This window comes from Arthrobacter sp. SAFR-023 (genome assembly GCF_051965295.1).
Lineage (GTDB): Bacteria > Actinomycetota > Actinomycetes > Actinomycetales > Micrococcaceae > Arthrobacter.
In genome coordinates, this window is sequence record NZ_JBQCMF010000002.1 from 100,214 (window position 1) to 125,649 (window position 25,436).

The window sequence follows — 25,436 nt, forward strand, 5'->3', positions numbered from 1 at the left end:
AAAACTTGGTCGGGCAAACGCATGGAACAACGTTAGCCCGTAGCAATTGTGGGCGCTGGGAGTGGCATCTAAGGAGATGGCCTAGGGCCCCGACGCGAGCTTGCGAGTGTTGGGAAGGCCAGCTCCGCTGCCGAAGCTGGGTGGCCGACGTCGTAAGACGTAGGCCACCCAGCGAAGGGGCGGGGCCGCCGGAAAAATTCCAACGGCCCCGCAAGTGAAGCATGAGACTTAGACGCGCGGCTTCTCGCGCATCTCGAAGGTCTCGATGATGTCGCCTTCGGTGATGTCGTTGTACGAGCCCAGTCCGATACCACACTCAAAGTCCGTGCGGACCTCGGTAGCGTCGTCCTTGAAGCGCTTGAGCGTCTCCACCGTGAGGTTGTCGCCTATAAGCTTGCCGCCGCGGGTGATGCGGGCCTTCGAGTTGCGTCGGATGGTGCCCGAGCGAACGATGGAGCCTGCAATGTTGCCGAACTTGGAGGAACGGAACACTTCGCGGACCTCGGCAGTGCCCAGCTGGACCTCTTCGTACTCCGGCTTGAGCATGCCCTTGAGGGCCAGCTCAATGTCATCGATTGCTGCATAGATGACGGAGTAGAAGCGCATGTCCACGCCTTCGCGGTCTGCCAGTTCGGCAACACGCTCGGCGGGCTTGACGTTGAAGCCGATGATGACGGCGCTGTCGACCGTTGCCAGGTTGACGTCGTTCTGCGTGATCGCACCGACACCGCGGTGGATGACACGGAGCTGTACGCCTTCGCCGACGTCGATCTTGAGCAGCGCGTCTTCGAGGGCTTCCACGGCACCTGACACGTCACCCTTGAGGATGAGGTTGAGGGTGTCGATCTTGCCTTCAGCGACCGCCTGGTCAAAGTCTTCCAGGCTGATGCGCTTGCGGCGCTTGGCGAGCTGGGCGTTGCGGTCGGCCGCTTCACGCTTTTCGGCGATCTGGCGGGCCGTGCGCTCGTCGGCGGTCACCAGGAAGGTGTCACCGGCTCGCGGCACGTTGGACAGGCCAAGGACCTGGACCGGACGGGACGGCAGTGCGACGTCGAGGGCTTCGCCATCTTCGTCGAACATCGCACGGACGCGGCCGTGTGCCGTGCCGGCCACGATCGTGTCGCCGACAGCCAAGGTACCGGACTGCACCAGGACGGTGGCCACGGAACCGCGGCCCTTGTCCAGGTTCGCTTCGATGGCGATGCCTCGGGCCGCCTTGTCCGGGTTGGCCCGGAGGTCCAGCGCGGCATCGGCAGTCAGCAGCACGGCGTCGATCAGTTCGTCGATGTTGAGGTTCTGGCGGGCAGAGACCTCAACGAACATGGTGTCGCCACCGTATTCTTCGGGAACCAGGCCGTACTCGGTGAGCTGGCCCTTGACCTTGTCCGGGTTCGCGCCTTCCTTGTCAATCTTGTTCACGGCCACGACGATCGGCACGTTGGCCGCCTGGGCGTGGTTGAGGGCTTCAACGGTCTGCGGCATCACGCCGTCGTCCGCTGCCACAACCAGGATGGCGATGTCCGTGACCTTCGCACCACGGGCACGCATGGCGGTGAACGCCTCGTGGCCCGGGGTATCGATGAAGGTGATGTCGCGTTCGACGCCTTCGTGCTCGTGGCTGATCTGGTAAGCACCGATGTGCTGGGTGATGCCGCCATGCTCGCCGGCAACGACGTCGGAGTTCCGGATCGCATCCAGCAGGCGGGTCTTACCGTGGTCAACGTGACCCATCACGGTAACAACCGGCGCACGCGCCTCAAGCACTTCGTCGCCTTCTGCCTCGAGTTCGGCTTCGACGTCGATATCGAAGGCGCTGAGCAGCTCGCGCTCCTCATCCTCCGGGGAAACGACCTGCAGCTTGTAGCCGAGTTCCTCACCGAGCAGGGCGAAGGTGTCTTCGTCCAGCGACTGCGTTGCCGTGGCCATTTCACCGAGGTGGAAGAGCACGGTAACCAGTGCGGCGGGGTTCGCCTCGATCTTGTCGGCGAAGTCCGTGATGGACGAGCCACGGCGGAGCCGGATAACGGTGTTGCCGTCGCCGCGGGGTACGCTCACGCCACCCAGCGACGGTGCGCTCATCTGCTCAAGTTCCTGGCGCTTTGCGCGCTTCGACTTGCGCTGCTTGCCGCGCCCAGCGCCGCCCTTACCGAACGCACCCTGGGTGCCACCGCGACCGCGGCCGCCCTTGCCGAAGCCACCGCCGGCCGGAGCACCGCCGCCGCCACCGGGACCGCCGGTTCCGGGAGCGCCGGGACGGCCGGGACCGCGTCCGCCGCCACCGGGACGGCCGGCACCTGCAGGTGCGGGACGCTCGGTGCGGTTAGGCATCATGCCAGGCGTGGGCCGGTTTCCACCGGCACCCGGACGGGGACCGCCGGGACGGGGGCCACCTGCGCCGGTCGCGGGACGCGGGCCGGGCGTAGCGCCGGGACGCGGAGCACCGGGACGGGGTCCGCCTGCACCGGCTGCCGGACGCGGGCCGCCGGGACGCTCGCCGTCAGTGCGGCCGCCACCGGGACGGGGCATGCCCTGGGAAGTTGCAAACGGGTTGTTGCCCGGGCGCGGCGGACGTTCGCCGTCTCCACCGCGGCCGCGGGGCATGCCCTGGGACGTGGCGAAGGGGTTGTTGCCGGGGCGGGGGCCACCGGGACGCGGAGCGCCCCCCGGACGGGACGGGGTCTCAGCCTTGGGCGCGGGACGTGCTCCCGGCTTGGCACCAGTGGAGGGCGCAGCAGGCGTCGAGGCAGCCGGAGCTGCCGGGGCGGCGGGAGCAGCCGGAGCTGCAGGCGCCTCGGCCTTGGGGGCCGGTGCGGGAGCCGGAGCCGGTGCGGGAGCAGGCGCCGCAGCCTTGGGGGCAGCGGGGCCGGGAGCCGGCGCGGGACGGGATTCCGCCGGCTTGACCGGGGACTTGGGGGCGGCTGCGGGGGCTTCGGACTTCGAAGCGGCGGCAGCCGGGAACGCGTTGCGGAGTTTCCGCACCACGGGGGCCTCAATGGTGGAAGAGGCGGAGCGAACAAATTCGCCCAGTTCCTGCAGTTTGGTCACTGCATCTTTGGAAGTAATACCGAGCTCTTTTGCAAGCTCATGTACGCGGACCTTGGCCACATTTCTCCTGTCTCGGTCCGCACCGAGCCAGGCACGAACCGTCTACTTCTTACTGCGGGCCCCCGCTGCGGTTACAGCTGAAAGGCCCATTGCAGAGCGCAACAAAGTTGTCATCGTTACGCGCTCATCGCTGGGAACTCATCGGGTTTCCATCAGATTTCTGACCCGCTTTCAGGTTGGACGGTTGGTACTGCAGACGCCGGGACATCCGCAGCGTGCGCTCCTGCCGTTATCCGGCGTTCGACGGCGGCGGTTCCGGTTGACCCGTTGAGGGCCCTACCGAAGGCTCGCCGCTTGACCGCCAGGGCCAGGCACGCTTCGCTGGGGTGCAGCCATGCACCCCGGCCAGCCATCCGGCGTCGTTCATCCACCACGACGGCGGACGAACCGCCGGTGTCGGAGACGAGCCGGAGCAACTCTGACCGCGGCCCCTTTTTCCGGCATCCAATGCAGGTACGCTGCGGCTGATTCCCGAGTTGTTGCACGTGTGCCACTGCCGAGTATCTTCCTGCCTGTACCTATCTGCCTGCCCGGCCACCCGCCACTGCCTTTCGGCAGGACCTGCTTTGCGGCAGGAACCCGGGCGCACGAACACGCTGATGCCGGCCGCTAGGCGCGGCCACGTTCTATTCTAGCCCCTCACGGGCCCCATACCCGAAACGGGAAACCGAAACTGCCCGCCGCAGGGGCGGGCAGATCGGTCGAGGTGAGGGCTTGTGCCGGACGGTCTGACCCCTGCCGGGCGCAGCGCTAACCGCGGGGAGCGGCGGCGTCGGAGACGATATCGATGCGCCACCCCGTCAGCTTGGCGGCGAGGCGGGCGTTTTGGCCCTCCTTGCCGATGGCAAGGGAGAGCTGGTAGTCCGGCACCACGACGCGGGCCGAGCGAGTGGCCTCGTCGGTGATGGTGACTGAATTCACACGCGACGGCGACAGTGCGCTTGCGATGAAGGTGGCCGGATCCTCGCTGAAGTCAACGATGTCAATTTTTTCGTCGTTCAGTTCGGTCATGACCGCCCGCACACGCGAGCCCATTTCGCCGATGCAGGCACCCTTGGCGTTGATGCCCTGGGTGTTTGCCTTGACCGCGATCTTGGTGCGGTGCCCGGCTTCGCGGGCCAGGGCCACGATCTCCACGGAGCGGTCGGCGATCTCGGGGACCTCCAGTTCGAAAAGCTTCCGAACCAGGCCCGGGTGCGAACGCGACAGGGTGATGGACGGGCCCTTGGTCCCGCGGTGCACGTCGATGACGTACGCGCGCAGCCGGTTGCCGTGGATGTACTTCTCCCCCGGCACCTGCTCGGGCGGCGGAAGCAGGGCTTCCACAGCGCCGAGGTTGACCTGGATCATGTGGGGGTTGTTGCCCTGCTGGATCAGCCCGGCAACGAGTTCACCCTCGCGGCCCTTGAATTCGCCCAGGACGTTGTCGTCCTCAACGTCGCGCAGCCGCTGCAGGATGATCTGCCGGGCGGTGCTGGCGGCGATGCGGCCGAACCCGGCGGGCGTGTGCTCGAACTCGCCGACGGGTGCGCCGTCGTCGTCGATTTCGGTGGCCCAGATGGTCACGTGGCCACTCTTGCGGTCCAGCTCCGCGCGGGCCTTCTCGAAGGCGCCCGGCGACTTGTGGTAGGCGACGAGCAGGGCCTGCTCGATCGTGGGGATGAGGAGGTCCAGCGGGATCTCGCGCTCACGCTCCAGGAGTCTCAGCGCGCTCATGTCAATATCCATCAGGCCTCCTCAGAAGGTCCATTGTGCTCAGTTTCCAGACCGGCCTCGTCGAGGCGGCTGAACTCAATTTCGACTTTTCCGCTGCGGATCTTGTCGAAAGGAAGTTTTACGGGGTCGCCCTGCCTGGGCTTCATGCCCTTTTTCACGGCGATTTCGGGAACCAGGGTCACGCCGGCGTCGTCAACGGAGCTGATCCTGCCTGTGACGTTTTCGCCCTGGATCACGTTGACCGCAACCATCCGGCCGCGGGCGCGGTGCCAGTGCCGGGGCTCGGTCAGTGGACGCCCCACGCCGGGCGATGAAACCTCAAGGTCATAGGGACGGCTGTCCGTGCTGGGGTCGCTGTCCAGGATCTCGGAGAGTTCCTTGGAGATGTCTGCGATGACGTCAAGGCTCACCCCGCCTGTCTCTTCCTGCGGCAGATCCACCACGACGTGGACCACGCGGTTGGAACCTGCGATGTGGATGGCAACATCCTCGAGGTAAAGCCGGTGCGACTGGACTGCGGGCTCCAGCAGCGCCCGGAGGCGCTCAGCCTCGGGATTGTGGACAGCCGCGGGTTCAGCCTTTCCCGCGTCGGTCCGGTCTGATGAAGTCGTGGCTTCTGCATTGCTCACGATGCCGGCCGCCTCCCGTTAGATGATGTTGTGTGTACTAGCGTAGCGATTTTCCGGGCGGCTTGGTGCACGGACTTCCCGGGGGCCGTGACAACATGGTCTGTTGTGAACGACGACAGCGGGCGAAAAAGAACGCCGGCCAGCTATCTCCGGTATGGCCTGCTGGCACTCGCCGCTTTCCTGGTGCTGAGCCTCGGTTTTGCGTTGATTCCGCGGGAATCCCCGGCACCGGCAGCTCCCCCGTTCTCCGAACAGGCACGTGCCGCCGCGCTCGCTCAAACGCTGGATCTGAGGGCTGCCAGCCAGCAGCTCGCGGATGGGTCGTCGGGCGCGCGGCGGCAGCTGTTTTCGCACACTGTGACTTTGCTGACTACGCAGGCTCGGGCGCTCCTCCTTCCGGGCGGTGCCACCCCCACTTCAGCGCCCGGCGCTGGCGCAAAGGCCGGGGCAAAGTCAACGGCAGGGGCGCCGGGAACCGCCGGTCCGTCCGCCGCTGCATCACCGGGGACAGCACCGCCGCGCCCGGCCACGCTGCCAGCGCTGGTCGCCGCATTGTCCACGAGCGGCAAGGAACGCCTCACCCATGCAGAGAAGGCCGACGGCGGGATGGCCCGCCTGCTCGCCGCGGTAGGAACCGCCCAGCTGCTGCAGGCGACAACGCTGGCACAGGCTGCCGGCACGCCGCCGCCTGCCCTCCCGGCGCCTGCGACAACGCAGCGAAACGCGGCCACGGTGTGCCCCATCACCAGCCCCTCTGGCGAGGGTGCCCCCTCAGGCAACACCGCCGAGACAGGCGGTGCCGCCCAGCCAAAGGACAGTAACCAGTCCACCAAAACAGCGGACCCGTCTGACAGCGCCACGCTCGCCGCCGCCCTGAACCGGGTAGTCCGCACAGAAGTTGAGACCGTGTACGGCTACCAGGTAGCGCTGACGCGCCTGGCCGCGCCGGCCGCAGACCAAGCGAGGTCCCTGCTGGCTACGCATGAAACCCTGGTTGGCCAGGCCGAGGCCTACACCCGCACTCATTGCGTGTCAGTTCCTCCCCGTGAACCGGGCTACACCCTGGACACCTCGTTCCTGCAGAAGCCGGCTGCGGGACTGGCCAGCCTTGAAGCAGGAACGCTCCCGGTCTACGGCGACCTTGTGGCCCTGAGTGAGGGTGAAACCCGGCGGTGGGCCGTCACCTCACTGGTCGCGGCTGCCCAGCGGACCACGCGCTGGGGGTCCGATCCGGGCCCCGTACCCGGCATTGTGCTGGACACCGCGCTCCTGCCGGAGCTTCCGGAACCGGCTACGCCCTCACCGCGCCAGACCGACGGCAGCGCAGCGGCAACACCTGGCGCACCCTAGGCGCGGGCTGGCCGGCGACAGCCCACTGGCAGCCGGCTGCTTCAAAGTGGTTTGCTGGAGCCATGGATTCAGCGGACAGATCTGCGTTGCCCTCTGAGGGGCAGCACGCCAATGAGCCCCACAGCAACGACCTCGTGCACCGCCTGAACTGGCTGCGTGCCGGTGTCCTCGGAGCAAACGACGGGATTGTGTCGGTCGCTGCGATTGTAGTGGGCGTGGCCGGTGCTACCAGTGACAACGGCCCCATCCTCGCGGCCGGTGCTGCCGGGCTCGTGGGCGGTGCCGTATCCATGGCCCTGGGCGAGTACGTCTCCGTCAGCAGCCAGAGCGACAGCCAAAAGGCGCTGATCGAGAAGGAACGGCGCGAACTTGCCGAGGAACCGGAAGTGGAGCTGCTGGAGCTCACCGCGATCTACCGCAGCAAGGGCCTTAGCGAGGAAACAGCCCGGAATGTGGCGCGGGAACTGACAGAGCACGACGCCCTGGCCGCACACCTGTCCGCGGAGCTCAATATTGACGAAGAGGACATCGTGAGCCCCTGGCATGCCGCCTTTGCGTCCGCCATCGCCTTCACTCTGGGGGCAATTCTGCCGATGCTGGCCATCCTGCTCCCTCCCGAAAACATTCGGGTTGCGGTGACTTTCGGAGCAGTCCTGTTGGCCCTGGCCGTAACGGGCGCCGTCGGCGCGTGGATCGGCGGCGGTTCAAAGACCCGGGCTGGCACACGCGTGGTGGTGGGTGGCGGCCTTGCCCTGGCCGCGACGTTCACCATCGGCAACCTGCTGGGCGCCAGCGGCATCGTGTAGGTGCCATCCCGGCCGCCGGCTAGGAGGTTTTGTCCATTTGTCGCGACTTCAAGGGCCTTCAGCGGCCATTATCTGGACAAGAACTCCAAGCCAGACGTGGGGAAGGGCGACGGCGGAACCTCCGTGCAGGCAGTGCCACCGGTATCGCCCGGGCAGGAGCCGTCCGGCCTCCCCAATCCGCAAGGACCGCTCCACTACGCTGGAGCTGTGAGTCGGCCAGCAGACGTTCCCATCCCCCTGGACCTGACGCGCCGCTACTCCCGCAGCAGCGCCGGCAGGGCCTGGCTGGCCTCCCTTCCGGACATGATCCGCGGCCGGCTCGACCAGTGGCAGCTTGAGCTTGACCTGGAACCGGGAGTGTTTCCCTGGAGCGGACACGGCGCGGTTGTGGTTCCGGTCCGCGCCGCGGGATCTGCAGCAGCATTGAAGGTGGCCTTTCCGCACGATGAAGCACTCGTGGAACGCCATGCGCTGGCACTGTGGAACGGCCATGGCGCGGTGAAGTTGTTGGCCTCCGACGCCGGAACGTGTTCAATGCTCCTCGAGCGCCTGGATGCCGGCAGGTCACTCCGGGCAGAGCCGATGGACACCGCCCTTGAGGTGTGGGGCGGGCTGATGCGGGAGCTGAGCCTCGTGCCCGACGCCCGGCCGCAGTGGCAGGAATTTGTGCACGTGGCCGCCCGGGCCGAACAGTGGAGCGACGACCTGCCCGCCGACTGGGAACAGCTGGGCCGTCCGTTTCCCCGGTGGCTGCTGGAGGCAGCACTCGAGGTTTGCCAGACCAGAGGCGCCGTTGGCCGCCGCTCCTCGGAGGACGTCCTCGTCAACACGGACTTCCACTACCTCAATATTTTGGCCAGGCCTGACTCCCGAGCGAACAGTACGGCAAGGAACCAATCGGTCCGGAACATTGCCGCCGACGGCTTTGCCGCCATCGACCCCCAGCCGATGGTGGGCGAGGCGGAATTCGCCGTGGCTCCCGTGCTCTGGAACCGGATCCCGGACCTGCCGGCAACAGATCCCGCCGCCGGCCTGCTGGCAAGGTGCCATGACTTCAGCGTCGCGGCCGGGCTGGACCCGGAAGTGGCCCGGCAGTGGAGCCTAGCCAGAGAGGTGGACAACGCACTGCACTACGCCTCGAGGCCGGGCCACGGCGGTGACATGGCCCGGTCCCTGTGGGTAGCGAGCACACTTGCCGGCCGGACGCTGGACGGGCTTCCGGCTGCCCACGACTTGCCCGAACCCGGCGAGGATGCCATGAACACATGGCCGTCCTAGGGCCCCAGAGAGCACAGGGCTGTCAGTGCCCGCCCGACCGGACGGCTTGGAAGGCGGCCCGCACCGCCTCCACCGCGGTGGTGACGTCATCGGCGTCGGTGGTCCAGTTGCTGACAGATATCCGCACCACGTCCCTGCCGTGCCACCGGGAACCGGACATCCATACCTTTCCGTCGGCGATGAGCCTCTCCGCCACACGCCGGCTTGTGGCGTCGTCGCCGAAGGCCACGGAGATTTGGGTGTAGCCGACGTCGTTGAGGACTTCCACCCCGTCAATGGCCGTGAGCTGTTCGGCGAGCTGGGCAGCGGATGTGGCAAGGCGGCGGATCTGTCCGGCCACACCGTCCCTGCCCAGGGACTTCAGCGCTGCCCACACGGGCACTCCCCTGGCCCTGCGGGAAAGCTCCGGAACCCGCTGGCTGGGATCGCCCAAGCCGTCGGCATCCTGGAGGAGGTAGCTGGCGTGCAGCCCCATGGCGCTGCGCAGCGCCTGCGCATCCCGGACCGCGACCACGCCGCAGTCGTACGGGACGTTCAAACTCTTGTGGGCGTCTGTGGCCCAGGAGTCGGCCCGTTCCACGCCAGCGGTCAGCCCGGCGAGCTCCGGGACGGCCGCCGCCCAGAGGCCGAAGGCCCCGTCCACGTGCACCCAGGCGCCGTGTGCCTTGGACACCGCGACGGCTGCGGTAAAGGGGTCGAAGGCTCCCGAGTGGAGGTTTCCGGCCTGCAGGCACACCAGCACGGGGGCCGGCTCCGAACCCTGGGATCCGCCCGACTGTGCGGCGCCTGGACTGTTCGCGGCTGCATGCTTCAGCGCAATCCGGTCCAGGGCACAGTCCAGCTCCGCGGCGTCGATGCGTCCCTGGCTGTCGGCCGGAACCACTGTGGGGCTGCCCATTCCCAGGTAGCGCAGCGCGAGGTCCACCGTCTCGTGCCGTTCCTCCCCCACAAGGCAGTGGATCCGCGGAGCGCCGAAGAGCCCGTCGCGTTCCAGGTCCCAGCCGGCGCCCTTCAGAAGCCGCCAGCGCGCGGCCGCCAGCCCGGTGAAGTTGGCCATGGTGGCGCCGGTGACGAAACCGACGTCGGATTCCTCCGGCAGGCCCAGCAGCTGCAGCAGCCACTGGCCCGCGGCATCCTCAATGGCGGCAATGGCTGGCGTGGCGTAACGGAGCACCGAGTTCTGGTCCCAGGCGCTGACGAGCCAGTCGGCCGCCATGGCAGCCGGGAGCGTACCGCCGATGACCCAGCCGAAAAAGCGTCCGGATGGCATGGCCATGAGCCCAGGTTCCGCGTGGCTGGCCAGGTAATCCACGACGGCCGCCGGGGGCATGCCGGACTGCGGCAACGCTCCGTCGAACGCTGCCGCGAGTTCCCGTGCTGCCTGCTGCGGACCAACCCGGCGGCTGGGCTGGCTTTCCAGCCAGCGCGTCGCATGCCGGACGGCGGCAGCCAGGGCATCCCTGTACGGTTCCGCACCGGCTGACATAGAGGCATGCTACGCCGTCCCTGTACCGCCCGCGAGAACGCAGCTTCGCCGGAGACCGGCTCAGCCGGAAAACCAGTTAAGCCGGAAAGCCAGCCGCGCCGGCAACCCAACTTAGGCGAAGTTCTCCTGCCACACGTCGAAGGCGAGCTTAACGATCAGGGCGAAAACAACCACGAGGAACACCACACGGACAAACTTGCTCCCCTGCTTCACGGCGGTGCGTGCGCCGAGGTAGCCCCCGGCCATGTTCGCCGCGCCGAGCAGCAGGCCGACTCCCCAAAGCAGGGAGCCGTGCGGCAGGAAAAATATGAGTGCCCCGGCGTTCGTTGCCATGTTGACGATTTTCGCCTTGGCGCTGGCCTCGAGGAAGGCGTACCCCATGGCGGAAACCAGCGCGATCACCAGGAACGATCCGGTGCCGGGGCCGATCAGGCCGTCGTAGAACCCGATCACGGCGCCGATGGCGCAGGCCACCACGTAGTGTGTGCGGCCGCCGTGCCGGAGTTCGGTGAGGTGTCCGGCGTCGGGCCTAAGGGCGGTAAACAGCGCGACGGCAACCAGGGCCACCACGATGATCGGCTTGAATACCTCCGCCGGCAGCCGGGTGGCCAGCAGCGCACCGCCGAAGCTGCCCGCCAGCGCGATCGCGGCCATCGGAACGGCCGTCCGCAGATCGGGCCGGACCCGGCCGTAGTAGGTAACGGCGCTGGTGGTTGTGCCGAAGATGGAGCCCATCTTGTTAGTGGCCAGTGCCTGCACCGGGGTAATCCCCGGCACAAGCAACAGCGCCGGCAGCTGCAGCAGGCCGCCGCCGCCTACGACGGCGTCCACCCATCCCGCGGAGAAGCCAGCCACCACTATCAGGACGATAGTGGCGAGCTGGATCGACTCAAACCCCGAAACCACCGGGAGGGCGGGCGGTCAGTTGCTGCGGACGGCGTTGACCACGTAGTCAACGGCCTTGTCCACGGCCACATTTTCAGCCTCGCCGCTGCGGCGGTCCTTGATTTCGACGACGCCGTCCACCAGTCCGCGGCCTACGGCGAGGATGGTGGGCACGCCCACAAGCTCGGCGTCGCCGAACTTCACGCCCGGGGAAACCTTGGGCCGGTCATCGTAGATGACCTCCAGGCCGGCGCCCTCAAGCTCAAGGGCGAGCTGCTCGGCGGCGGCGAAGATCTCCTCGCCGCGGCCGACGGCCACGACGTGCACGTCGGCAGGAGCCACGGAGCGGGGCCAGACGAGACCCTTGGCGTCGTGGTTGGATTCGGCCAGGGCGGCGACGGCACGGGTGACGCCCACACCGTAGGAACCCATGGTGACCACCACCTGCTTGCCGTTCTGGTCCAGGACCTTCAGCTCCAGCGCTTCGGCGTACTTGCGGCCCAGCGCGAAGATGTGTCCCATCTCGATGCCGCGGGCGGTTTCGAGCGGTCCGGAACCGTCCGGGGCCTCGTCGCCGGCGCGCACCTCGGTGCACTCGATGACGCCATCCCACGTGAAGTCGCGTCCCGCCACGAGCCCGAAGACGTGCTTGCCCGCCATGTTGGCACCGGTCACCCAGGCGGTTCCGCTGACGACGCGCGGATCCACCAGGTACAGGAGCTTGGCGGCGCCTTCGAGGCCGAGGAGCGGTGCGCCCAGCGACATGCCCGGGCCGAGGTAACCGCGCACGATGAGCGGGTTCCGGGCCAGGTCCTCCTCCCCGGCGGCCTCGACGGCGATTTCGCCGGCGACCGGGAGGTAGGCGCCGATGTTGGCCTCGACGCGCTTGAGGTCGACACCCCGGTCGCCGGGGACGCCGAGGACCACGATCTGGCGCTCCCCGGTGGGCAGGGTGACGGCCAGAACAACGTTCTTGAGCGTGTCAGCGGCAGTCCAGGGGCCGCCGTCGGCCTCGCTGCGGGGCACGAGCTCATTGGAGGCTGCCACGAGCGTGTCGATCGTGGGCGTGTTCGGGGTGTCACGGATCTCGGCGGCCGGGGCGTTGGTGAAGTCGATGTCCGCGGGAACCACCGTGGTCACGGCTTCGACGTTGGCCGTGTAGCCGCCGGCCGAGCGCACGAAGGTGTCCTCGCCGATGTCGGTGGGGTGCAGGAATTCCTCGCTCCTGGAGCCGCCCATGGCACCTGCGGTGGCCGTGACGGGAATGACTTCCAGGCCCAGCCGCTCGAAGATCTTCAGGTACGCCGCGCGGTGGGCTGCGTAACTGGCGTCCAGCCCGGCGTCGTCGACATCGAACGAGTAGGAGTCCTTCATGATGAACTCACGGCCGCGGAGAAGGCCGGCGCGCGGACGTGCCTCGTCGCGGTACTTGTTCTGGATCTGGTAAATACTCAGCGGCAGGTCCTTGTACGAGGAGTACAGGTCCTTAACCAGCAGGGTGAACATCTCCTCGTGCGTGGGGGCCAGCAGGTAGTCCCCGCCCTTGCGGTCCTTCAGCCGGAACAGCCCTTCGCCGTATTCGGTCCAGCGGTTGGTCGCCTCGTAGGGCTCCTTGGGGAGCAGTGCGGGGAAGTGAACTTCCTGGGCGCCGATGGCGGCCATCTCTTCCCGGATGATCTGCTCCACCTTGCGCAGCACGCTCAGTCCCAGCGGCAGCCAGGTGTAGATGCCCGGAGCCGCGCGGCGGATGTATCCCGCACGCACGAGCAGCCGGTGGCTGGCCACCTCGGCGTCAGCGGGGTCTTCACGCAGGGTGCGCAGGAAAAGCTTGGAGAGTCGAAGAACCACGGGTAGGTGTCCGTTTCTGGGGGAAGTGCTGATTGTCTGGGTACTAATGTACCGGCTGGGCAGCAGCACAGGTTGCGGGCCCTGTGGGAGCTGAACAGGAAAGCCACGCCCCGCAGGTGAAGCCCCTGGCCGTTTACGGCTGGTCATCCCTGTGGCGGCGTGGCTCCGCGGCCGGTCATGCCGCTAATTCTCGAGAGACCACCCGAGTCCGAAAACCCGGTAGGACGAACCTATGTGATAGCCGTCACCGATTTCAAATCCGGTGCCACCGGTGGGGCGTTGGCCGCGGCTAGAAGAGAACTGTGGCGAAGGTCCCCACCTGCCGGAAACCTACGCGTTCGTAGGTGGCCCTCGCCCGGGAGTTGTAGTCGTTGACATACAGGCTGGTGACTGGCGCCATTTTCTGGGCCAGCAGCACCACGGCCGCCATGTACCCGGCGCTCAGGCCGAGTCCGCGGTGGCTGGGGTTCATCCAGACGCCCTGCACTTGGGTGACCTCGGCGGTGACAGCACCCAACTCGGCCTTGAACACGACTTCGCCGTCCTTCAGGTGGACCAGGGAGTGTCCCTGCCGGATCAGGCCTGCCACCCGGCGGCTGTAAAAGTCGCGGCCGCCGAGGTAGGGCGAGTAGCCAACCTCTTCCTCGAACATCGCTGCACAGGCAGGGAGGATGGCGTCGAAATCTGCGTACTGCCCGTACCCCAGCTCCCAGTTCGGTTCAACGGCCGGAGGGCCGGAAATGGTCATGAGGGGCTGGTCCGGCCGTACCTCGTGGGCCACGTGGCCCAGCTCCTCCAGCCGGCTGTGCAGCGCAAGGACCGTTCCGGCCGGTCCGAAGATCGACGCATACCGGCGCCCGGAGCGGTGGGCCGCATCAGCCACCGCTCCGGCCAGCTCGGGGTCGAGCTGGACGGGGACCAGGTTGGCGCCTGCCCAGCAGGCGCCAACCAGCGCGTCGTCGTCGAAAACGCCCAGGACGTTGGCTCCGCCCGGGGTGGGCGCGGCAGAGTCTGTTGACTCCAGATGCGCCAGGATGAACACGTTGGCGACGGGATCGATCTCTGCCAGTTCGCGCAGCTGACGGGTGTCCGCAACACCCAGTACCCGGACGGTGGCACCGTCCGGCACGGCGCCGTCCTTATGAGACGCTAACCACGGGGCTACCCTTGACAGCATCTTCGCCATCGGCCTCCCCCATCTCTTCCGCGATACGCATGGCCTCTTCGATCAGTGTCTCAACAATCTGGCTCTCGGGGACAGTCTTGATGACCTCGCCCTTCACAAATATCTGGCCCTTGCCGTTGCCGGAGGCGACGCCGAGGTCAGCTTCCCGTGCTTCGCCCGGGCCGTTGACGACGCAGCCCATGACGGCAACGCGCAGCGGGATCTCCATCCCCTCGAGGCCGGCGGTGACCTGCTCGGCGAGGGTGTAGACGTCGACCTGGGCGCGCCCGCAGGACGGGCACGAGACAATTTCCAGCTTGCGGGGACGCAGGTTCAGCGACTGCAGGATCTGGTTGCCCACCTTGATCTCCTCGACGGGAGGGGCAGACAGGGAGACGCGGATGGTGTCGCCGATGCCGCGTGAGAGGAGGGCGCCAAACGCTGTGGCCGACTTGATGGTTCCCTGGAAGGCGGGGCCGGCCTCAGTGACGCCAAGGTGCAGCGGCCAGTCGCCCTTTTCAGCGAGCATCTCGTAGGCCGCCACCATGACCACCGGGTCATTGTGCTTTACGGAGATCTTGAAGTCGTGGAAGCCGTGCTCCTCGAAGAGCGAGGCTTCCCAGACCGCCGATTCGACCAAGGCCTCCGGAGTGGCCTTGCCGTACTTCTTCAGGATGCCCGGTTCCAGTGATCCTGCATTCACGCCGATGCGGATGGACGTGCCGTGGTCCTTGGCCGCCTTGGCGATCTCCTTGACCTGGTCGTCGAACTTGCGGATGTTGCCCGGGTTGACGCGCACCGCAGCGCAGCCGGCCTCGATGGCCGCGAAGACGTACTTCGGCTGGAAGTGGATGTCGGCGATGACCGGGATCTGCGATTTCCGGGCGATGATCGGAAGCGCTTCCGCGTCATCGGCGGACGGGCAGGCCACGCGGACGATGTCGCAGCCGGAGGCCGTCAGCTCGGCAATCTGCTGCAGCGTGGCGTTGATGTCCGTGGTGGGCGTGGTGGTCATCGACTGCACGCTGATGGGGAAATCGGAACCGACGCCGACGGAGCCCACCTTGATCTGGCGCGTCTTGCGTCGCGGGGCAAGGACGGGCGGTGGTGCGGATGGCATTCCCAGGCTGACCGAGGTCACGTGGACTCCTTGAATTCGAAAATCGGTGGTGCGGGGCGGCTAGGCTGCGTGCTCAGCCAGGAGACCGGTCACGGGTGCCCATTCGGTGGTTCGCGTGCCGGAAATGACGCCCGCTGCCGCGAAGGGATCCTGCCGGAGGATCTCGTTGAGTGCGGCTTCGTCGGCCGCCTTGAAAATGAGCAGGGCCCCTGCGCCGTCGCCGTAGGGTCCGCTGGCCAGAAGCCTGCCGTCCTGCGCGAGTCCTGCAGTCCATTCGCGGTGGGCGGGGCGGGCGGCCGCTCGCGTTTCGGAGGACTCGGCGTCGTATACGTACTCAACAGCAAAAACAGTCATAGAGATACCCTATCCCGCGGCCGGGCTAGCCGAGGAGCACGACCTTCGTGAAGGCGGCAACTCCCGCGGCCCACAGCATGGAGGCCAGGGTCCCGATGATGAACCGCTCCGCGGCCACCGGCGTTTCCTTGAGTTCCGCGAAGCGGCCCAGGCCTTTGATGGCCACCACGTAGGCGATTGCCACGGGCTGCCCGGCCAGAATGGCGAGGCAGACTGCCAGCCGCTCGAGCACCCCGATGATGGCCCCGCCCCGCAGGATCCGTTTGGCCGATGCCTCGCCTCCGGGCTCCGGCGCCGCCGCACCACCAGCGTCCACGGTGATGTCGCCGTTCACTGTATTCACCCTGTCCCCTGCGGCCGGGCTGTCCACCGAGGCCGGGCTGTCCACCGTCACGTCGGCCGAGGGGTCGTCTGCGGCGTCCCTGCCGGCGCTGGCGGCGGCGTCGGCTTTGTCGTCGATGGTGCGGGCCAGCCGGAAAACCAGGGCCGTGACCGGCCAGCCCACGAATCCGGCCGTCAGCAGGGCGGCTGCGATCCAGACTGCGTTCACGCTTCTCCTCGGTTGTCATGGCCGTCCTGAGTCCCGGCGGCGGGGTTCCCCAGGATGAGGCGGTGGGCGGTCGCCAGCAGCATTTCCACCGCCGGCCTTGCGGCCCATTCTTCCTGCCAGCCCGACCGGAGGACGGCCCGGCTCACCGACTGTTCCGTGATTCCCAGTTCCCGCGCCACCTGTTTCTGGAGTCCGTGGCGTCCGGAGCCCTGTTCGGTTGCTGCACCGCTCTTCGCACGGAGGGCATCCACCACGCGCCACTGGGCCTCGGTCCGCGCCTGCACCAGGCCGCCGACCAACCGCAGTACCGCTTCCGCGTTGGCGCACGCCACGGCGGCCTCGTGCTCCCGGCTCCCCGCGACCACGGCGGCGGGGACATGGCTCGCGGCCGACTTGGCACGCTCCACCGCCCGGCGGGCAGCAACAAAGGCGGCGCCGGACCCTTCGCGCGGGCTCGCGTCCGGCGGCAGGTCCCCCGGGCCGACGCCGATCCCGACGTACCAGTGCCCGCTTCGCAGGGCGTGCAGGGCCACGTCCACCACCAAGGCGGGGTCCTGCAGGACGCCCTGCACTTCGTCGCCAACGGAGCGTTCAAAACGGACACCGGAACGGCTGCCGAGGTCTCCGAGGAGCTCGGGCACACGGTCCACGTCGCCGGTGCTGCCACGCTGGTCGATGGTCAGGACGTACATGAATGAACCGTATCCGGCTTAGATTCCGAAATCAATCATTTGGAGCTGATTTTCAGTAATCAGCCAATCAAGGCTGAACATGAGGGAACTAGCCGAAGAGATTCACCGGCTTCACGATGTCCGCATAGATCAGCAGCGCACCCATCCCCATCAGCAGCGCCGCCACCACGTAGGTCACCGGCAGCAGTTTGGCGATGTCGAAGGCGCCGGGGTCGGGTTTGCCGAGCAGCTTTGCCGCCCGCCGCCGCACTGCCTCGTAGAGTGCGCCGGCCACGTGGCCGCCGTCGAGCGGGAGCAGCGGAATCAGGTTGAAGACTGCCAGGGCAAAGTTCAGCCCGGCGAGCAGTCCCACCAAGGCGGCAAGCCGGGCCTGGGCAGGCACCTCCTCCATGGCGGCCACCTCGCCAGCTACGCGGCCAACGCCCACCACGCTGATGGGGCCGTTGGGGTCGCGGGGTTCTTCGCTGAACGCCGCCTTGGCGACGCCGGCTACCCGGGCCGGTAGATTGAGGACCACCCCGGCAACCTGTTTGATGTTCTCCCCCGCCATGGGCAGGACGGACGACGCCGGCTGGGGAACCAGGGCGGTCTGCGCACCGATGCCCAGGAAGCCGACCTCCTGGTACAGCAGGGTCCCGGCGTCGTCCTTCGCCTGGCGCCCGTCCGGACCGACCACCGGGCGTGCCGACAGAACAGGGGTGACAGTGCTGGTCACCGGCGAGCCGTCGCGCTCCACCGTGATGGACACTTCCTTGCCCGCGGACGAGCGGATCCATCCCGTGAGCTGGTCCCAGCTGGTCACGGCTTTTCCGTCGAAGGCGGTGATGACGTCATTGGGCTTGAGCTGGGCGGCAGCGGCCGGAGTCGGCTTGCAGTCGGCCGAGTTCGGGTCGACTGTCTCCCCCGCCTTGACCTGGCACTTGGAAACATCCGCGATGGTGGTGGTGGGCTCAGAGATGCCGAAGCCCATGAGCAGCACGGCCGTGAGCACCAGGCCGATCAGCAGGTTCATTGCCGGGCCGCCCAGCATGATGATGATCTTCTTCCAGACCGGAAGCCGGTAGAACACGCGGTTCTCGTCCCCCGGCCCCACATCTTCATGGGCCATGGAGCGGGCCTCGCTGGCCAGCGTCTGGAACATGCCGGTGCTGGACGGGCGGACCGAGCCGTCCTCCTTGTTGGGCGGGTACATGCCGATCATCGACACATAGCCACCCAGCGGCAGCGCCTTGAAGCCGTACTCGGTTTCGCCCTTTTTGGTCGACCAAAGGGTGGGGCCGAAGCCGATCATGTACTTGGTGACGCGCACCTTGAACAGCTTGGCGGGTACCAGGTGGCCCACCTCATGCAGCGCAATGGATACCGCGATGCCGACCGCCACAAAGACGACACCAAGGATAAAGAGGATAACGGGACTCATGCTTCAGATCTGCTGCTTCCTAGAGACTGCTCACTGCTAAACGTTCGTGGGTGCGCGCACGTGCCCATTTCTCAGCATCGAGCACGGATCCGACCGTTAGCCCGGAGGAACCCGAATGTTCGCCGAGGACGGCCTCGATGGTGTCCACGATGTCCGTGAACCGGATCCTGCCCGCATGGAAAGCCATGACGGCTTCCTCATTGGCGGCGTTGAACACAGCGGGGTAGGTGCTTCCGTGCTTTGCCGCGTCTTTGGCCAGCCGGACGGCGGGGAACGCGGAGGAGTCCAGCGGCTCGAACGTCCAGCTGGTGGCCTGGGTCCAGTCGCAGGGTGCGGCAGCACTGGGCACCCGGTCCGGCCAGCCCAGGCCAAGGGCAATCGGCAGGCGCATGTCCGGCGGCGAGGCCTGGGCGATGGTGGAACCGTCCACGAACTGCACCATGGAATGGATCACGGACTGCGGATGGACCACCACGTCAATCCTGTCCAGGGGGATGTCGAACAGCAGGTGCGCCTCGATGACTTCAAGGCCCTTGTTCACCAGGCTGGCTGAGTTGGTGGTGACCATCAGGCCCATGTCCCAGGTGGGGTGGGCCAGCGCTTCCTCCGGTGTCACGGCGAAGAGCTGTTCGCGGGTGCGGCCGCGGAAGGGTCCGCCGGAGGCGGTCAGGATGAGCCTGTCCACCTCCGCGGCCGTCCCCGAGCGAAGGCACTGGGCGATGGCGGAGTGCTCGGAGTCAACCGGCACGATCTGTCCCTCCGCGGCGGCGGCCTTGACCAGCGAGCCGCCGACGATCAGGGATTCCTTGTTGGCAAGCGCCAGGGTGGCGCCGGATTCCAGCGCGGCGAGGGTGGGCGCCAGTCCAATCGAGCCAGTGATGCCGTTGAGCACCACGTCCGCCTTCACGGCGGCGATCCTGGTTGAAGCGTCGGGGCCGGCGATGATCTCGGGCCGGTAGTCCCCCAGCCCGGCTACCCGTGCGGCGTCGCTGATCAGGTCCCGGAGGCGCCCGGGATCACCTTCGGCGATGCCGATGGCCCCGGCCCGGGTGTGCACGGCCTGCCGGGCGAGGAGTTCGAGGTTGCCGCCCCCGGCGCTCAGCGCCACAACCTCAAAAAGGTGGGGGGCGCCGTCGACGACGTCAATCGCCTGGGTGCCGATGGAACCGGTGGATCCGAGGATGACGATGGTGCGCGGCTGGCTGTCTGGACGGCTGGAGCCGGAAATCTGCATGGCTTAAGTATCCCGCACCGCCAGTGGCCGACGGACGGGCCGACCGGCGCAGGCAGGCTGCGCGGGTAGGTTGCAGCACCTTGACGCCCATCGGCGCCGGGGTAACGTGGTGCCCGTGGACTGGGCCGCATGGTTCGACGCGCCGGACTATGAATTCGCCCGGCAGGTGCTGCAGCGCGGGGTCGCCGCACTCTATTTCGTTGCGTTCCTCTCCTCCCTCAACCAGTTTCCCGCGCTCCTCGGCGAGCGCGGACTCCTTCCCGTTCCGGAGTATCTGAAGGCTTTCAGCCGGATGCGCAGGCCCACGCTGTTCCGCTGGCGCTACTCGGACCGGCTGTTGCGGGCAGTGTGTACAGCGGGGCTGGCCATCTCCGGCCTCCTGGTCCTCGGCCTCCCCCAGCTGGGCCCGCCCTGGCTGCCGCTGATCGCCTTCCTGTCCTTGTGGCTGCTGTACATGTCGGTGGTCAACGTGGGCCAGACGTTCTACGGGTTCGGCTGGGAGATGCTGCTCCTGGAGGCCGGCTTCACCGTGGCGTTCCTGGGATCGGACCAGACCGATCCGCCCAGGACCATCCTCATCCTTGTGGCCTGGCTGGTGTTCCGGCTGGAATTCGGTGCCGGCATGATCAAGATCCGCGGCGGCCGGGAGTGGCGCGACCTCACCGCCCTGTACTACCACCATGAGACCCAGCCGATGCCCGGCCCTCTCAGCAGGCAGGCGCATCTGCTGCCGAAGCCCTTCCACCGGCTGGAGGTGGTGGGAAACCACTTCGCCCAACTGGTGGTGCCGTTTTTCCTCTTCGCGCCGCAGCCGCTGGGCAGCATTGCGGCGGGCATCATCATCTTCACCCAGCTGTGGCTGGTGGCCAGCGGCAATTTTGCCTGGCTGAACTGGATTGCGATTGTGCTGGCCTTCGCCGGCGTCAGCGATCCCGTGGCGCATGCAGTGCTGCCGGTCCTTCCGCTGGAATGGCACACCACCGGGGAGACGCCGCTCTGGTGGCTTCTCATTACGCTGGCCGCGTCCCTGCTCCTGGTGGTCCTCAGCTACTGGCCCATCCGCAATCTGTTCTCCGAGTACCAGCTGATGAACGCCAGCTTCAACCGCTGGCAACTGGTGAACACGTACGGCGCATTCGGCACGGTCACCAAGCAGCGCATCGAGGTGGCGGTGGAGGGCACCCTGGACGAGGAGCCTGACGATGCGGCCGACTGGCGCGAGTACGGCTTCAAGGGAAAACCCGGCGACGTGCGCCGGCTGCCCCGGCAGTGGGCGCCCTACCACCTGCGGCTGGACTGGCTCATGTGGTTCCTGCCCCTGCGCACGGTCCACGAGGAATGGTTTTACGCATTCTTGGGCAAGCTGCTCGAGGCTGACGCGGCCATGCTGGGGCTGCTTCGCGTCGACCCGTTCGACGGCGAACGCCCCCGCTGGGTGCGCGCCCGCACCTACCTGTACCGTTTCGCCACCCGGGCGGAGTTCCGGGAGACCGGGCAGCGCTGGATCCGGACACCGCTCTATGAGGCAATCCCGCCCATCTCCCTGCGGGCAGGGAAATGATGGCGTCCGGGATATAGCGAGGACGACGGCGGGCTGCCCGGCTCAGTGGAACCTACCGTGCCCTGCCGAACCCGCCGTGTTCTGCGGAACCTACCGGGCTCTGCGGAGCACCGACTCCGCGTGCCGGAGGATGGGGCCGTCGATCATCCGGCCCTGGTACTGGAACACGCCCGTACCGGCTTCCTTTGCTGCCTCCAGCAGGTGCGTTGCAGCGGCCACGTCCTCGCCCGAGGGTGCGTAGGCGGATCGGACGGCGGCCACCTGGCTGGGGTGGATGCAGGCCTTGGATCCGAACCCGGAGGCAGCGGCGTCCCGGGCCTCCGCGGCCAGCCCGTCAAGGTCGGGGATATTCACGTAGACCGCGTCAACGGCTTGCTTGCCGGCTGCGCCCGCTGCCAGGAGCACCGCGGAACGGGCGTGCAGGGCAACGGCGCGGTAGCCGCCGTCGTCGTTCCTGCTGGAGGTGCCGCCAAGGGAGGCGAGCAGGTCTTCCGCGCCCCACATCATGGCCACCACGTTGGGTTCGGCGGCGATAGCGGGCGCGTGGACCACGCCCGCGGCCGTCTCGCACAAAGCAATCACGTGGAAGTCCGGCAGGGCCCGGAGCTGGCTTGCGCTCTCTGCCTTGGCGAGCATGACGGTGCGGTAAGGCGTGTGCGCCAGGCAGTGCAGGTCCTTCTCGAAGTCCTCGGTGCCGGCCGGGTTGATCCTGATGATGGTCCGGCTGGGGTCGAGCTCCGGCCCGTCGCCGGAGCCGCCGAGCTGGGCAAGGATGGCGCCCCGAGCCCGTTGCTTGTCCGGCGCCGCCACGGCATCCTCAAGGTCCAGGATGACGGCATCGGAGCGCTCGGCGGCCTTTTGGAAGCGTTCGGGGCGGTCGGCAGGGCAGAAGAGCAGGGCAGGACCCATCACAAAAGTCATACAGTCATTGTCCGATTATTTGCCCCGCTGCGCCTCTATATGCGCCTCGCGCGTCCACATCAGGCAGCTGCGCGTGGCAGATGCCACCACAGTTCCGTCCTGGTTGCGGCCGGTGTGCTGCATGGTGACGACGCCCTGCCCCGGCCGTGACCCGGACAGGCGTTTACCGGTGATGACGGTCTCGGTGTACAGCGTGTCACCGTGGTAGAGCGGGTGCGGGAAGGAGACGTCCGTCAGCCCGAGCTGCGCAATGATGGTGCCCTGGGTCAGCTGGCCGACGGACTGCCCCACCACCGTCGCCAGCGTGAACATGGAGTTCACCAGCCGCTGGCCGAAGGGCTGGCCCGCACTCCAGGCCGCGTCCAGGTGCAGCCCCTGCGTGTTCATGGTCATGGTGGTGAACAGCACGTTGTCCGCCTCCGTGACGGTCCGGCCGGGGCGGTGGGCGTAAACGACGTCCTCCTCGAGTTCCTCGAAGTAAAGTCCGCGCTGCTCGATCACCCGGGCACCGCCGGCGGTTGGACCTGCCGAAACCGCACTCATACGGTGAGTTCCTGGTCTTCCTCGAACAGCTCCGCGCCCGTGGCCGCGGCAACATCTTCCGCGGACACGTTTGGGGCGAGCTCGCGCAGGACCAGGCCGTCGGGAGTCACGTCGAGGACGGCGAGATCGGTGATGATGCGGTCCACGCACGCCTTGCCGGTCAAGGGCAGGGAGCAGCGGTCCACGATCTTCGGTTTCCCGCTGCGGTCCACGTGCTCCATCATCACGATCACTTTCTTGGCTCCGAAGACCAGATCCATGGCGCCGCCCATCCCTTTGACCATCTTTCCCGGGATCATCCAGTTGGCGAGGTCCCCGTTGGCGGCCACCTCCATGGCACCGAGCACGGCCACGTCCACATGCCCGCCGCGGATCATGCCGAAGGACTGCGCAGAGTCGAAGAACGCGGCGCCCTTGTTGACGGTGACGGTTTCCTTGCCGGCATTGATGAGGTCGGGATCCACCTCGTCCTCGCCGGGGTAGGGGCCGACGCCGAGGATGCCGTTCTCGGAGTGCAGGACCACCTCAACGCCGGCCGGGATGTAGTTGGGGATCAGGGTGGGCATGCCGATGCCGAGGTTCACGTACTGGCCGTTGCTCAGCTCCTGGGCCACGCGGGCGGCCAGTTCATTGCGGGTCCAGCCCTTCCCCTCGGGGTGTGAGGAGGCGGCCCGGCGGTACTCGTGACGGACGGCTTCGGGACGGGGAGCCAGGGGGCTGTTCGGGTCCGCGCTGTTCGGGTCCATGGCTACGCTCCTGCCTGTTCGGTGGTTCCGGTGCTTGCTGCCGCGGACAGTGCGACGGTCCGTTTCTCGATGCGCTTCTCGGATTCCGGCACCACCACCACCCGCTGGACGAAGATGCCCGGCAGGTGGACGTGTTCGGGATCCAGCTCGCCCGGCTCCACGAGTTCCTCCACCTCCGCGATGGTGATCCGTCCCGCCATGGCGCAAAGGGGGTTGAAGTTCATGGCCGTGGCGTGGAAGACGAGGTTCCCGTGGCGGTCGCCCTTCCAGGCGTGGACCAGGCCGTAGTCGGGGGTAAGCGACTCCTCCAGGACGTAGTCGACGCCGCCGAAGCTCCGCACTTCCTTCGCCGGGGACGCGACGGCGATGCCGCCGTCGGCGTCGTATTTCTGCGGCAGGCCGCCGTCGGACACCTGGGTCCCCACGCCGGCCTTGGTGTAAAAAGCGGGGATGCCGGCACCGCCGGCGCGCAGCTTCTCTGCCAGGGTGCCCTGCGGGGTCAGGACCACTTCCAGTTCACCGGCAAGGTACTGCCGGGCGAACTCCTTGTTCTCCCCCACGTACGAGCTGACGGTCCGGCGGATCCTGCCGTCCCGGAGGAGGATCCCCAGGCCCCAGTCGTCCACGCCGCAGTTGTTGCTGACAGTCTCCAGGTCCGTGGTGCCGCGTCGGTGGAGGGCGTCGATCAGCGCCACCGGGATCCCGCACAGGCCAAAACCCCCGACGGCGAGCGATGCGCCGTCGGCTATGTCGGCGACCGCTTCGTCAGCGCTGGCAACAACCTTGTCAATCATCGTTGATCCTTTCGGCGTCTCCACAGACTTTCGACAGACACGGCCACCGGGCCTGTTACAGCCCCAGTTCCCGGGCGATCAGCATCAGCTGGACCTCCGTGGTGCCCTCCCCGACCTCCAGGATCTTGGAGTCCCGGTAGTGGCGCGCCACGGTGAACTCGTTGATGAAGCCATAGCCGCCGAATACCTGGGTGGCATCCCGCGCATTGTCCATGGCCGCCTCGCCTGCGACCATCTTAGCTATGGCCGCCTGGGTCTTGAACGGCTTGCCGGCGAGCATCCGGGCGGCCGCATCGTAGTACGCAAGACGGGCCGTATGGGCACGCGCCTCCATACGGGCGATCTTGAACGCAATGGCCTGGTGCTTGCCGATATTGGTCCCGAAGGCGCTGCGGTCCTTGGCGTAGCGGACCGAAAGATCCACGCATCCCTGGGCAGCGCCGGTGGCCAGGGCGGCGATGGCAATCCTGCCCTCATCCAGGATGGACAGGAAGTTGGCGTAGCCCCGCCCCCGCTCCCCCAGCAGGTTCGCCTCGGGAACAGTGACGTCCCGCAGCGTCAGCGGGTGTGTGTCCGAGGCGTTCCAGCCCACCTTGTTGTACGCCTTCTCGGCCTTGAAGCCGGGCGTGTCGGTGGGCACGAGGATGGTGGAGATCTCCTTCCTGATGCTGCCGTCCTTGCGCTCCTGCTCCCCCGTGACGGCGGTGACGGTCACCAGCTTGCTGATGTCAGTTCCCGAGTTGGTGATGAATTCCTTGTTGCCGTTGATGACCCAGTTAGTGGCGTCGCCGCCGCCTTCCAAGCGGGCCGTGGTCTTCGTGCCGCCGGCGTCCGAGCCGGCCTCCGGCTCGGTCAGGCCGAAGCCGGCGAGCGCCTTTCCGGACGCGAGCAGCGGCAGCCACTCCTGCTTCTGGGCCTCGGTGCCGAAACGGTAGACGGGCATCGCACCGAGCGAAACACCGGCCTCAAGTGTGATGGCCACGGACTGGTCCACGCGCCCCAACTGTTCCAGCGCGAGGGCCAGCGCGAAGTAGTCACCGCCCATGCCACCGTATTCCTCCGGGAACGGCAGGCCGAACAGCCCCATGTCCGCCATCTGCGAGACCACTTCATAGGGGAAGCTGTGCTCCTCGTCGTGCCTGGCGGAGACGGGGGCCACCACTTCGTCGGCGAATTCGCGGACGGTCTTGCTGAGATCCTGGTATTCCTCGCTGAGGTCAAAATCGGCCATGG

Annotated in this window: 23 protein-coding genes; 4 read left to right on the forward strand and 19 right to left on the reverse strand. The window is 67.3% G+C overall.

Going from position 1 to position 25,436, the window contains the following annotated elements; translation table 11 throughout:
- Positions 1-228 precede the first annotated feature (228 nt).
- The 4 genes from infB to rimP form a co-directional block, all read right to left on the reverse strand.
- Entirely contained in the window at positions 229-3,105 is a 2,877-nt protein-coding gene (gene infB, locus ACTHQX_RS02680; protein WP_440155501.1) for a translation initiation factor IF-2, read from the reverse strand.
- 152 nt (positions 3,106-3,257) lie between these two features.
- Entirely contained in the window at positions 3,258-3,599 is a 342-nt protein-coding gene (locus tag ACTHQX_RS02685) for a YlxR family protein (protein ID WP_102970850.1), read from the reverse strand.
- A gap of 256 nt (positions 3,600-3,855) precedes the next feature.
- Positions 3,856-4,833 (reverse strand): transcription termination factor NusA, encoded by a 978-nt coding sequence (gene nusA / locus ACTHQX_RS02690; RefSeq protein ID WP_236807850.1) that lies wholly within the window; start codon positions 4,831-4,833, stop codon positions 3,856-3,858.
- Positions 4,833-5,450 carry a ribosome maturation factor RimP gene (gene rimP, locus ACTHQX_RS02695; protein ID WP_440155503.1) on the reverse strand — a complete coding sequence of 206 codons (618 nt, stop codon included), beginning with the start codon at positions 5,448-5,450 and terminating at the stop codon, positions 4,833-4,835. The genes nusA and rimP overlap by 1 nt, the downstream gene beginning before the upstream one ends.
- A 105-nt stretch (positions 5,451-5,555) precedes the next feature.
- Between rimP and ACTHQX_RS02700 the strand changes: the two genes are divergently transcribed.
- From ACTHQX_RS02700 to ACTHQX_RS02710, 3 genes are all read left to right on the forward strand, one after another.
- The gene (locus ACTHQX_RS02700) at positions 5,556-6,800 is read left to right on the forward strand and encodes a DUF4439 domain-containing protein (protein ID WP_440155504.1); all 1,245 of its coding nucleotides are present in this window, start codon (positions 5,556-5,558) and stop codon (positions 6,798-6,800) included.
- Positions 6,801-6,862: 62 nt separating this feature from the next.
- On the forward strand, positions 6,863-7,606 hold the full coding sequence (locus tag ACTHQX_RS02705) for a VIT1/CCC1 transporter family protein (protein WP_440155505.1): 744 nt from the start codon (positions 6,863-6,865) through the stop codon (positions 7,604-7,606).
- 207 nt (positions 7,607-7,813) lie between these two features.
- Positions 7,814-8,884 (forward strand): aminoglycoside phosphotransferase family protein, encoded by a 1,071-nt coding sequence (locus tag ACTHQX_RS02710; RefSeq protein WP_236807847.1) that lies wholly within the window; start codon positions 7,814-7,816, stop codon positions 8,882-8,884.
- A gap of 22 nt (positions 8,885-8,906) precedes the next feature.
- Here ACTHQX_RS02710 and ACTHQX_RS02715 read toward each other — a convergent pair whose 3' ends face one another.
- The 10 genes from ACTHQX_RS02715 to dxr form a co-directional block, all read right to left on the reverse strand.
- Positions 8,907-10,370 carry a pyridoxal phosphate-dependent decarboxylase family protein gene (locus ACTHQX_RS02715; RefSeq protein WP_236807846.1) on the reverse strand — a complete coding sequence of 488 codons (1,464 nt, stop codon included), beginning with the start codon at positions 10,368-10,370 and terminating at the stop codon, positions 8,907-8,909.
- Between the two features lie 111 nt (positions 10,371-10,481).
- The gene (locus ACTHQX_RS02720) at positions 10,482-11,276 is read right to left on the reverse strand and encodes a sulfite exporter TauE/SafE family protein (protein WP_111902076.1); all 795 of its coding nucleotides are present in this window, start codon (positions 11,274-11,276) and stop codon (positions 10,482-10,484) included.
- Positions 11,277-11,291: 15 nt separating this feature from the next.
- Positions 11,292-13,103 (reverse strand): proline--tRNA ligase, encoded by a 1,812-nt coding sequence (locus ACTHQX_RS02725; RefSeq protein ID WP_190606960.1) that lies wholly within the window; start codon positions 13,101-13,103, stop codon positions 11,292-11,294.
- Positions 13,104-13,392: 289 nt separating this feature from the next.
- On the reverse strand, positions 13,393-14,280 hold the full coding sequence (locus ACTHQX_RS02730; protein ID WP_440155821.1) for a GNAT family N-acetyltransferase: 888 nt from the start codon (positions 14,278-14,280) through the stop codon (positions 13,393-13,395).
- Positions 14,243-15,409: a flavodoxin-dependent (E)-4-hydroxy-3-methylbut-2-enyl-diphosphate synthase gene (gene ispG / locus ACTHQX_RS02735; protein WP_003805892.1), complete on the reverse strand. Its 1,167-nt coding sequence runs from the start codon at positions 15,407-15,409 to the stop codon at positions 14,243-14,245. The genes ACTHQX_RS02730 and ispG overlap by 38 nt, the downstream gene beginning before the upstream one ends.
- Positions 15,410-15,448: 39 nt before the next feature.
- Positions 15,449-15,742 carry a YciI family protein gene (locus tag ACTHQX_RS02740; protein ID WP_111902073.1) on the reverse strand — a complete coding sequence of 98 codons (294 nt, stop codon included), beginning with the start codon at positions 15,740-15,742 and terminating at the stop codon, positions 15,449-15,451.
- A gap of 25 nt (positions 15,743-15,767) precedes the next feature.
- Positions 15,768-16,292 carry a hypothetical protein gene (locus ACTHQX_RS02745; RefSeq protein WP_440155509.1) on the reverse strand — a complete coding sequence of 175 codons (525 nt, stop codon included), beginning with the start codon at positions 16,290-16,292 and terminating at the stop codon, positions 15,768-15,770.
- On the reverse strand, positions 16,289-16,984 hold the full coding sequence (locus ACTHQX_RS02750) for a MarR family transcriptional regulator (RefSeq protein WP_236807844.1): 696 nt from the start codon (positions 16,982-16,984) through the stop codon (positions 16,289-16,291). Before ACTHQX_RS02750 ends, ACTHQX_RS02745 begins: the two co-directional genes overlap by 4 nt.
- Positions 16,985-17,072: 88 nt before the next feature.
- Positions 17,073-18,404, reverse strand: coding sequence for a M50 family metallopeptidase (locus ACTHQX_RS02755; RefSeq protein WP_440155511.1), 1,332 nt, complete (start codon positions 18,402-18,404; stop codon positions 17,073-17,075).
- A gap of 19 nt (positions 18,405-18,423) precedes the next feature.
- Entirely contained in the window at positions 18,424-19,638 is a 1,215-nt protein-coding gene (gene dxr, locus ACTHQX_RS02760; protein WP_440155513.1) for a 1-deoxy-D-xylulose-5-phosphate reductoisomerase, read from the reverse strand.
- A gap of 115 nt (positions 19,639-19,753) precedes the next feature.
- Here dxr and ACTHQX_RS02765 point away from each other — a divergent pair, with 115 nt between their 5' ends.
- On the forward strand, positions 19,754-21,199 hold the full coding sequence (locus ACTHQX_RS02765) for a lipase maturation factor family protein (protein WP_440155514.1): 1,446 nt from the start codon (positions 19,754-19,756) through the stop codon (positions 21,197-21,199).
- A gap of 90 nt (positions 21,200-21,289) precedes the next feature.
- On the opposite strand, the gene ACTHQX_RS02770 is transcribed toward ACTHQX_RS02765, so the two are convergent.
- Genes ACTHQX_RS02770 through ACTHQX_RS02790 form a run of 5 tightly spaced genes read right to left on the reverse strand, consistent with a single transcriptional unit; the run spans position 21,290 to position 25,434 of the window.
- On the reverse strand, positions 21,290-22,120 hold the full coding sequence (locus ACTHQX_RS02770; protein WP_102970833.1) for an HpcH/HpaI aldolase/citrate lyase family protein: 831 nt from the start codon (positions 22,118-22,120) through the stop codon (positions 21,290-21,292).
- Positions 22,121-22,135: 15 nt separating this feature from the next.
- Complete coding sequence (locus tag ACTHQX_RS02775; protein ID WP_236807840.1) at positions 22,136-22,663, reverse strand: MaoC family dehydratase; 528 nt, start codon at positions 22,661-22,663, stop codon at positions 22,136-22,138.
- On the reverse strand, positions 22,660-23,409 hold the full coding sequence (locus ACTHQX_RS02780; RefSeq protein ID WP_236807839.1) for a CoA transferase subunit B: 750 nt from the start codon (positions 23,407-23,409) through the stop codon (positions 22,660-22,662). The genes ACTHQX_RS02775 and ACTHQX_RS02780 overlap by 4 nt, the downstream gene beginning before the upstream one ends.
- A gap of 2 nt (positions 23,410-23,411) precedes the next feature.
- Positions 23,412-24,203, reverse strand: a complete 792-nt coding sequence (locus ACTHQX_RS02785; protein ID WP_440155517.1) for a CoA transferase subunit A — start codon at positions 24,201-24,203, stop codon at positions 23,412-23,414.
- A 55-nt stretch (positions 24,204-24,258) separates the two neighbouring features.
- Positions 24,259-25,434 carry an acyl-CoA dehydrogenase family protein gene (locus tag ACTHQX_RS02790; protein WP_440155518.1) on the reverse strand — a complete coding sequence of 392 codons (1,176 nt, stop codon included), beginning with the start codon at positions 25,432-25,434 and terminating at the stop codon, positions 24,259-24,261.
- Positions 25,435-25,436 lie beyond the last annotated feature (2 nt).

Bases quoted from the DNA above. Each gene is read 5' to 3' on its own strand.
- nusA (WP_236807850.1), bottom strand. From the start codon at position 4,833: ATGGATATTGACATGAGCGCGCTGAGACTCCTGGAGCGTGAGCGCGAG.
- ACTHQX_RS02705 (WP_440155505.1), top strand. From the start codon at position 6,863: ATGGATTCAGCGGACAGATCTGCGTTGCCCTCTGAGGGGCAGCACGCC.
- ACTHQX_RS02715 (WP_236807846.1), bottom strand. From the start codon at position 10,370: ATGTCAGCCGGTGCGGAACCGTACAGGGATGCCCTGGCTGCCGCCGTC.
- ACTHQX_RS02730 (WP_440155821.1), bottom strand. From the start codon at position 14,280: ATGCTGTCAAGGGTAGCCCCGTGGTTAGCGTCTCATAAGGACGGCGCC.
- ACTHQX_RS02740 (WP_111902073.1), bottom strand. From the start codon at position 15,742: ATGACTGTTTTTGCTGTTGAGTACGTATACGACGCCGAGTCCTCCGAA.
- ACTHQX_RS02750 (WP_236807844.1), bottom strand. From the start codon at position 16,984: ATGTACGTCCTGACCATCGACCAGCGTGGCAGCACCGGCGACGTGGAC.
- ACTHQX_RS02755 (WP_440155511.1), bottom strand. From the start codon at position 18,404: ATGAGTCCCGTTATCCTCTTTATCCTTGGTGTCGTCTTTGTGGCGGTC.
- dxr (WP_440155513.1), bottom strand. From the start codon at position 19,638: ATGCAGATTTCCGGCTCCAGCCGTCCAGACAGCCAGCCGCGCACCATC.
- ACTHQX_RS02770 (WP_102970833.1), bottom strand. From the start codon at position 22,120: ATGACTTTTGTGATGGGTCCTGCCCTGCTCTTCTGCCCTGCCGACCGC.
- ACTHQX_RS02775 (WP_236807840.1), bottom strand. From the start codon at position 22,663: ATGAGTGCGGTTTCGGCAGGTCCAACCGCCGGCGGTGCCCGGGTGATC.
- ACTHQX_RS02780 (WP_236807839.1), bottom strand. From the start codon at position 23,409: ATGGACCCGAACAGCGCGGACCCGAACAGCCCCCTGGCTCCCCGTCCC.
- ACTHQX_RS02785 (WP_440155517.1), bottom strand. From the start codon at position 24,203: ATGATTGACAAGGTTGTTGCCAGCGCTGACGAAGCGGTCGCCGACATA.
- ACTHQX_RS02790 (WP_440155518.1), bottom strand. From the start codon at position 25,434: ATGGCCGATTTTGACCTCAGCGAGGAATACCAGGATCTCAGCAAGACC.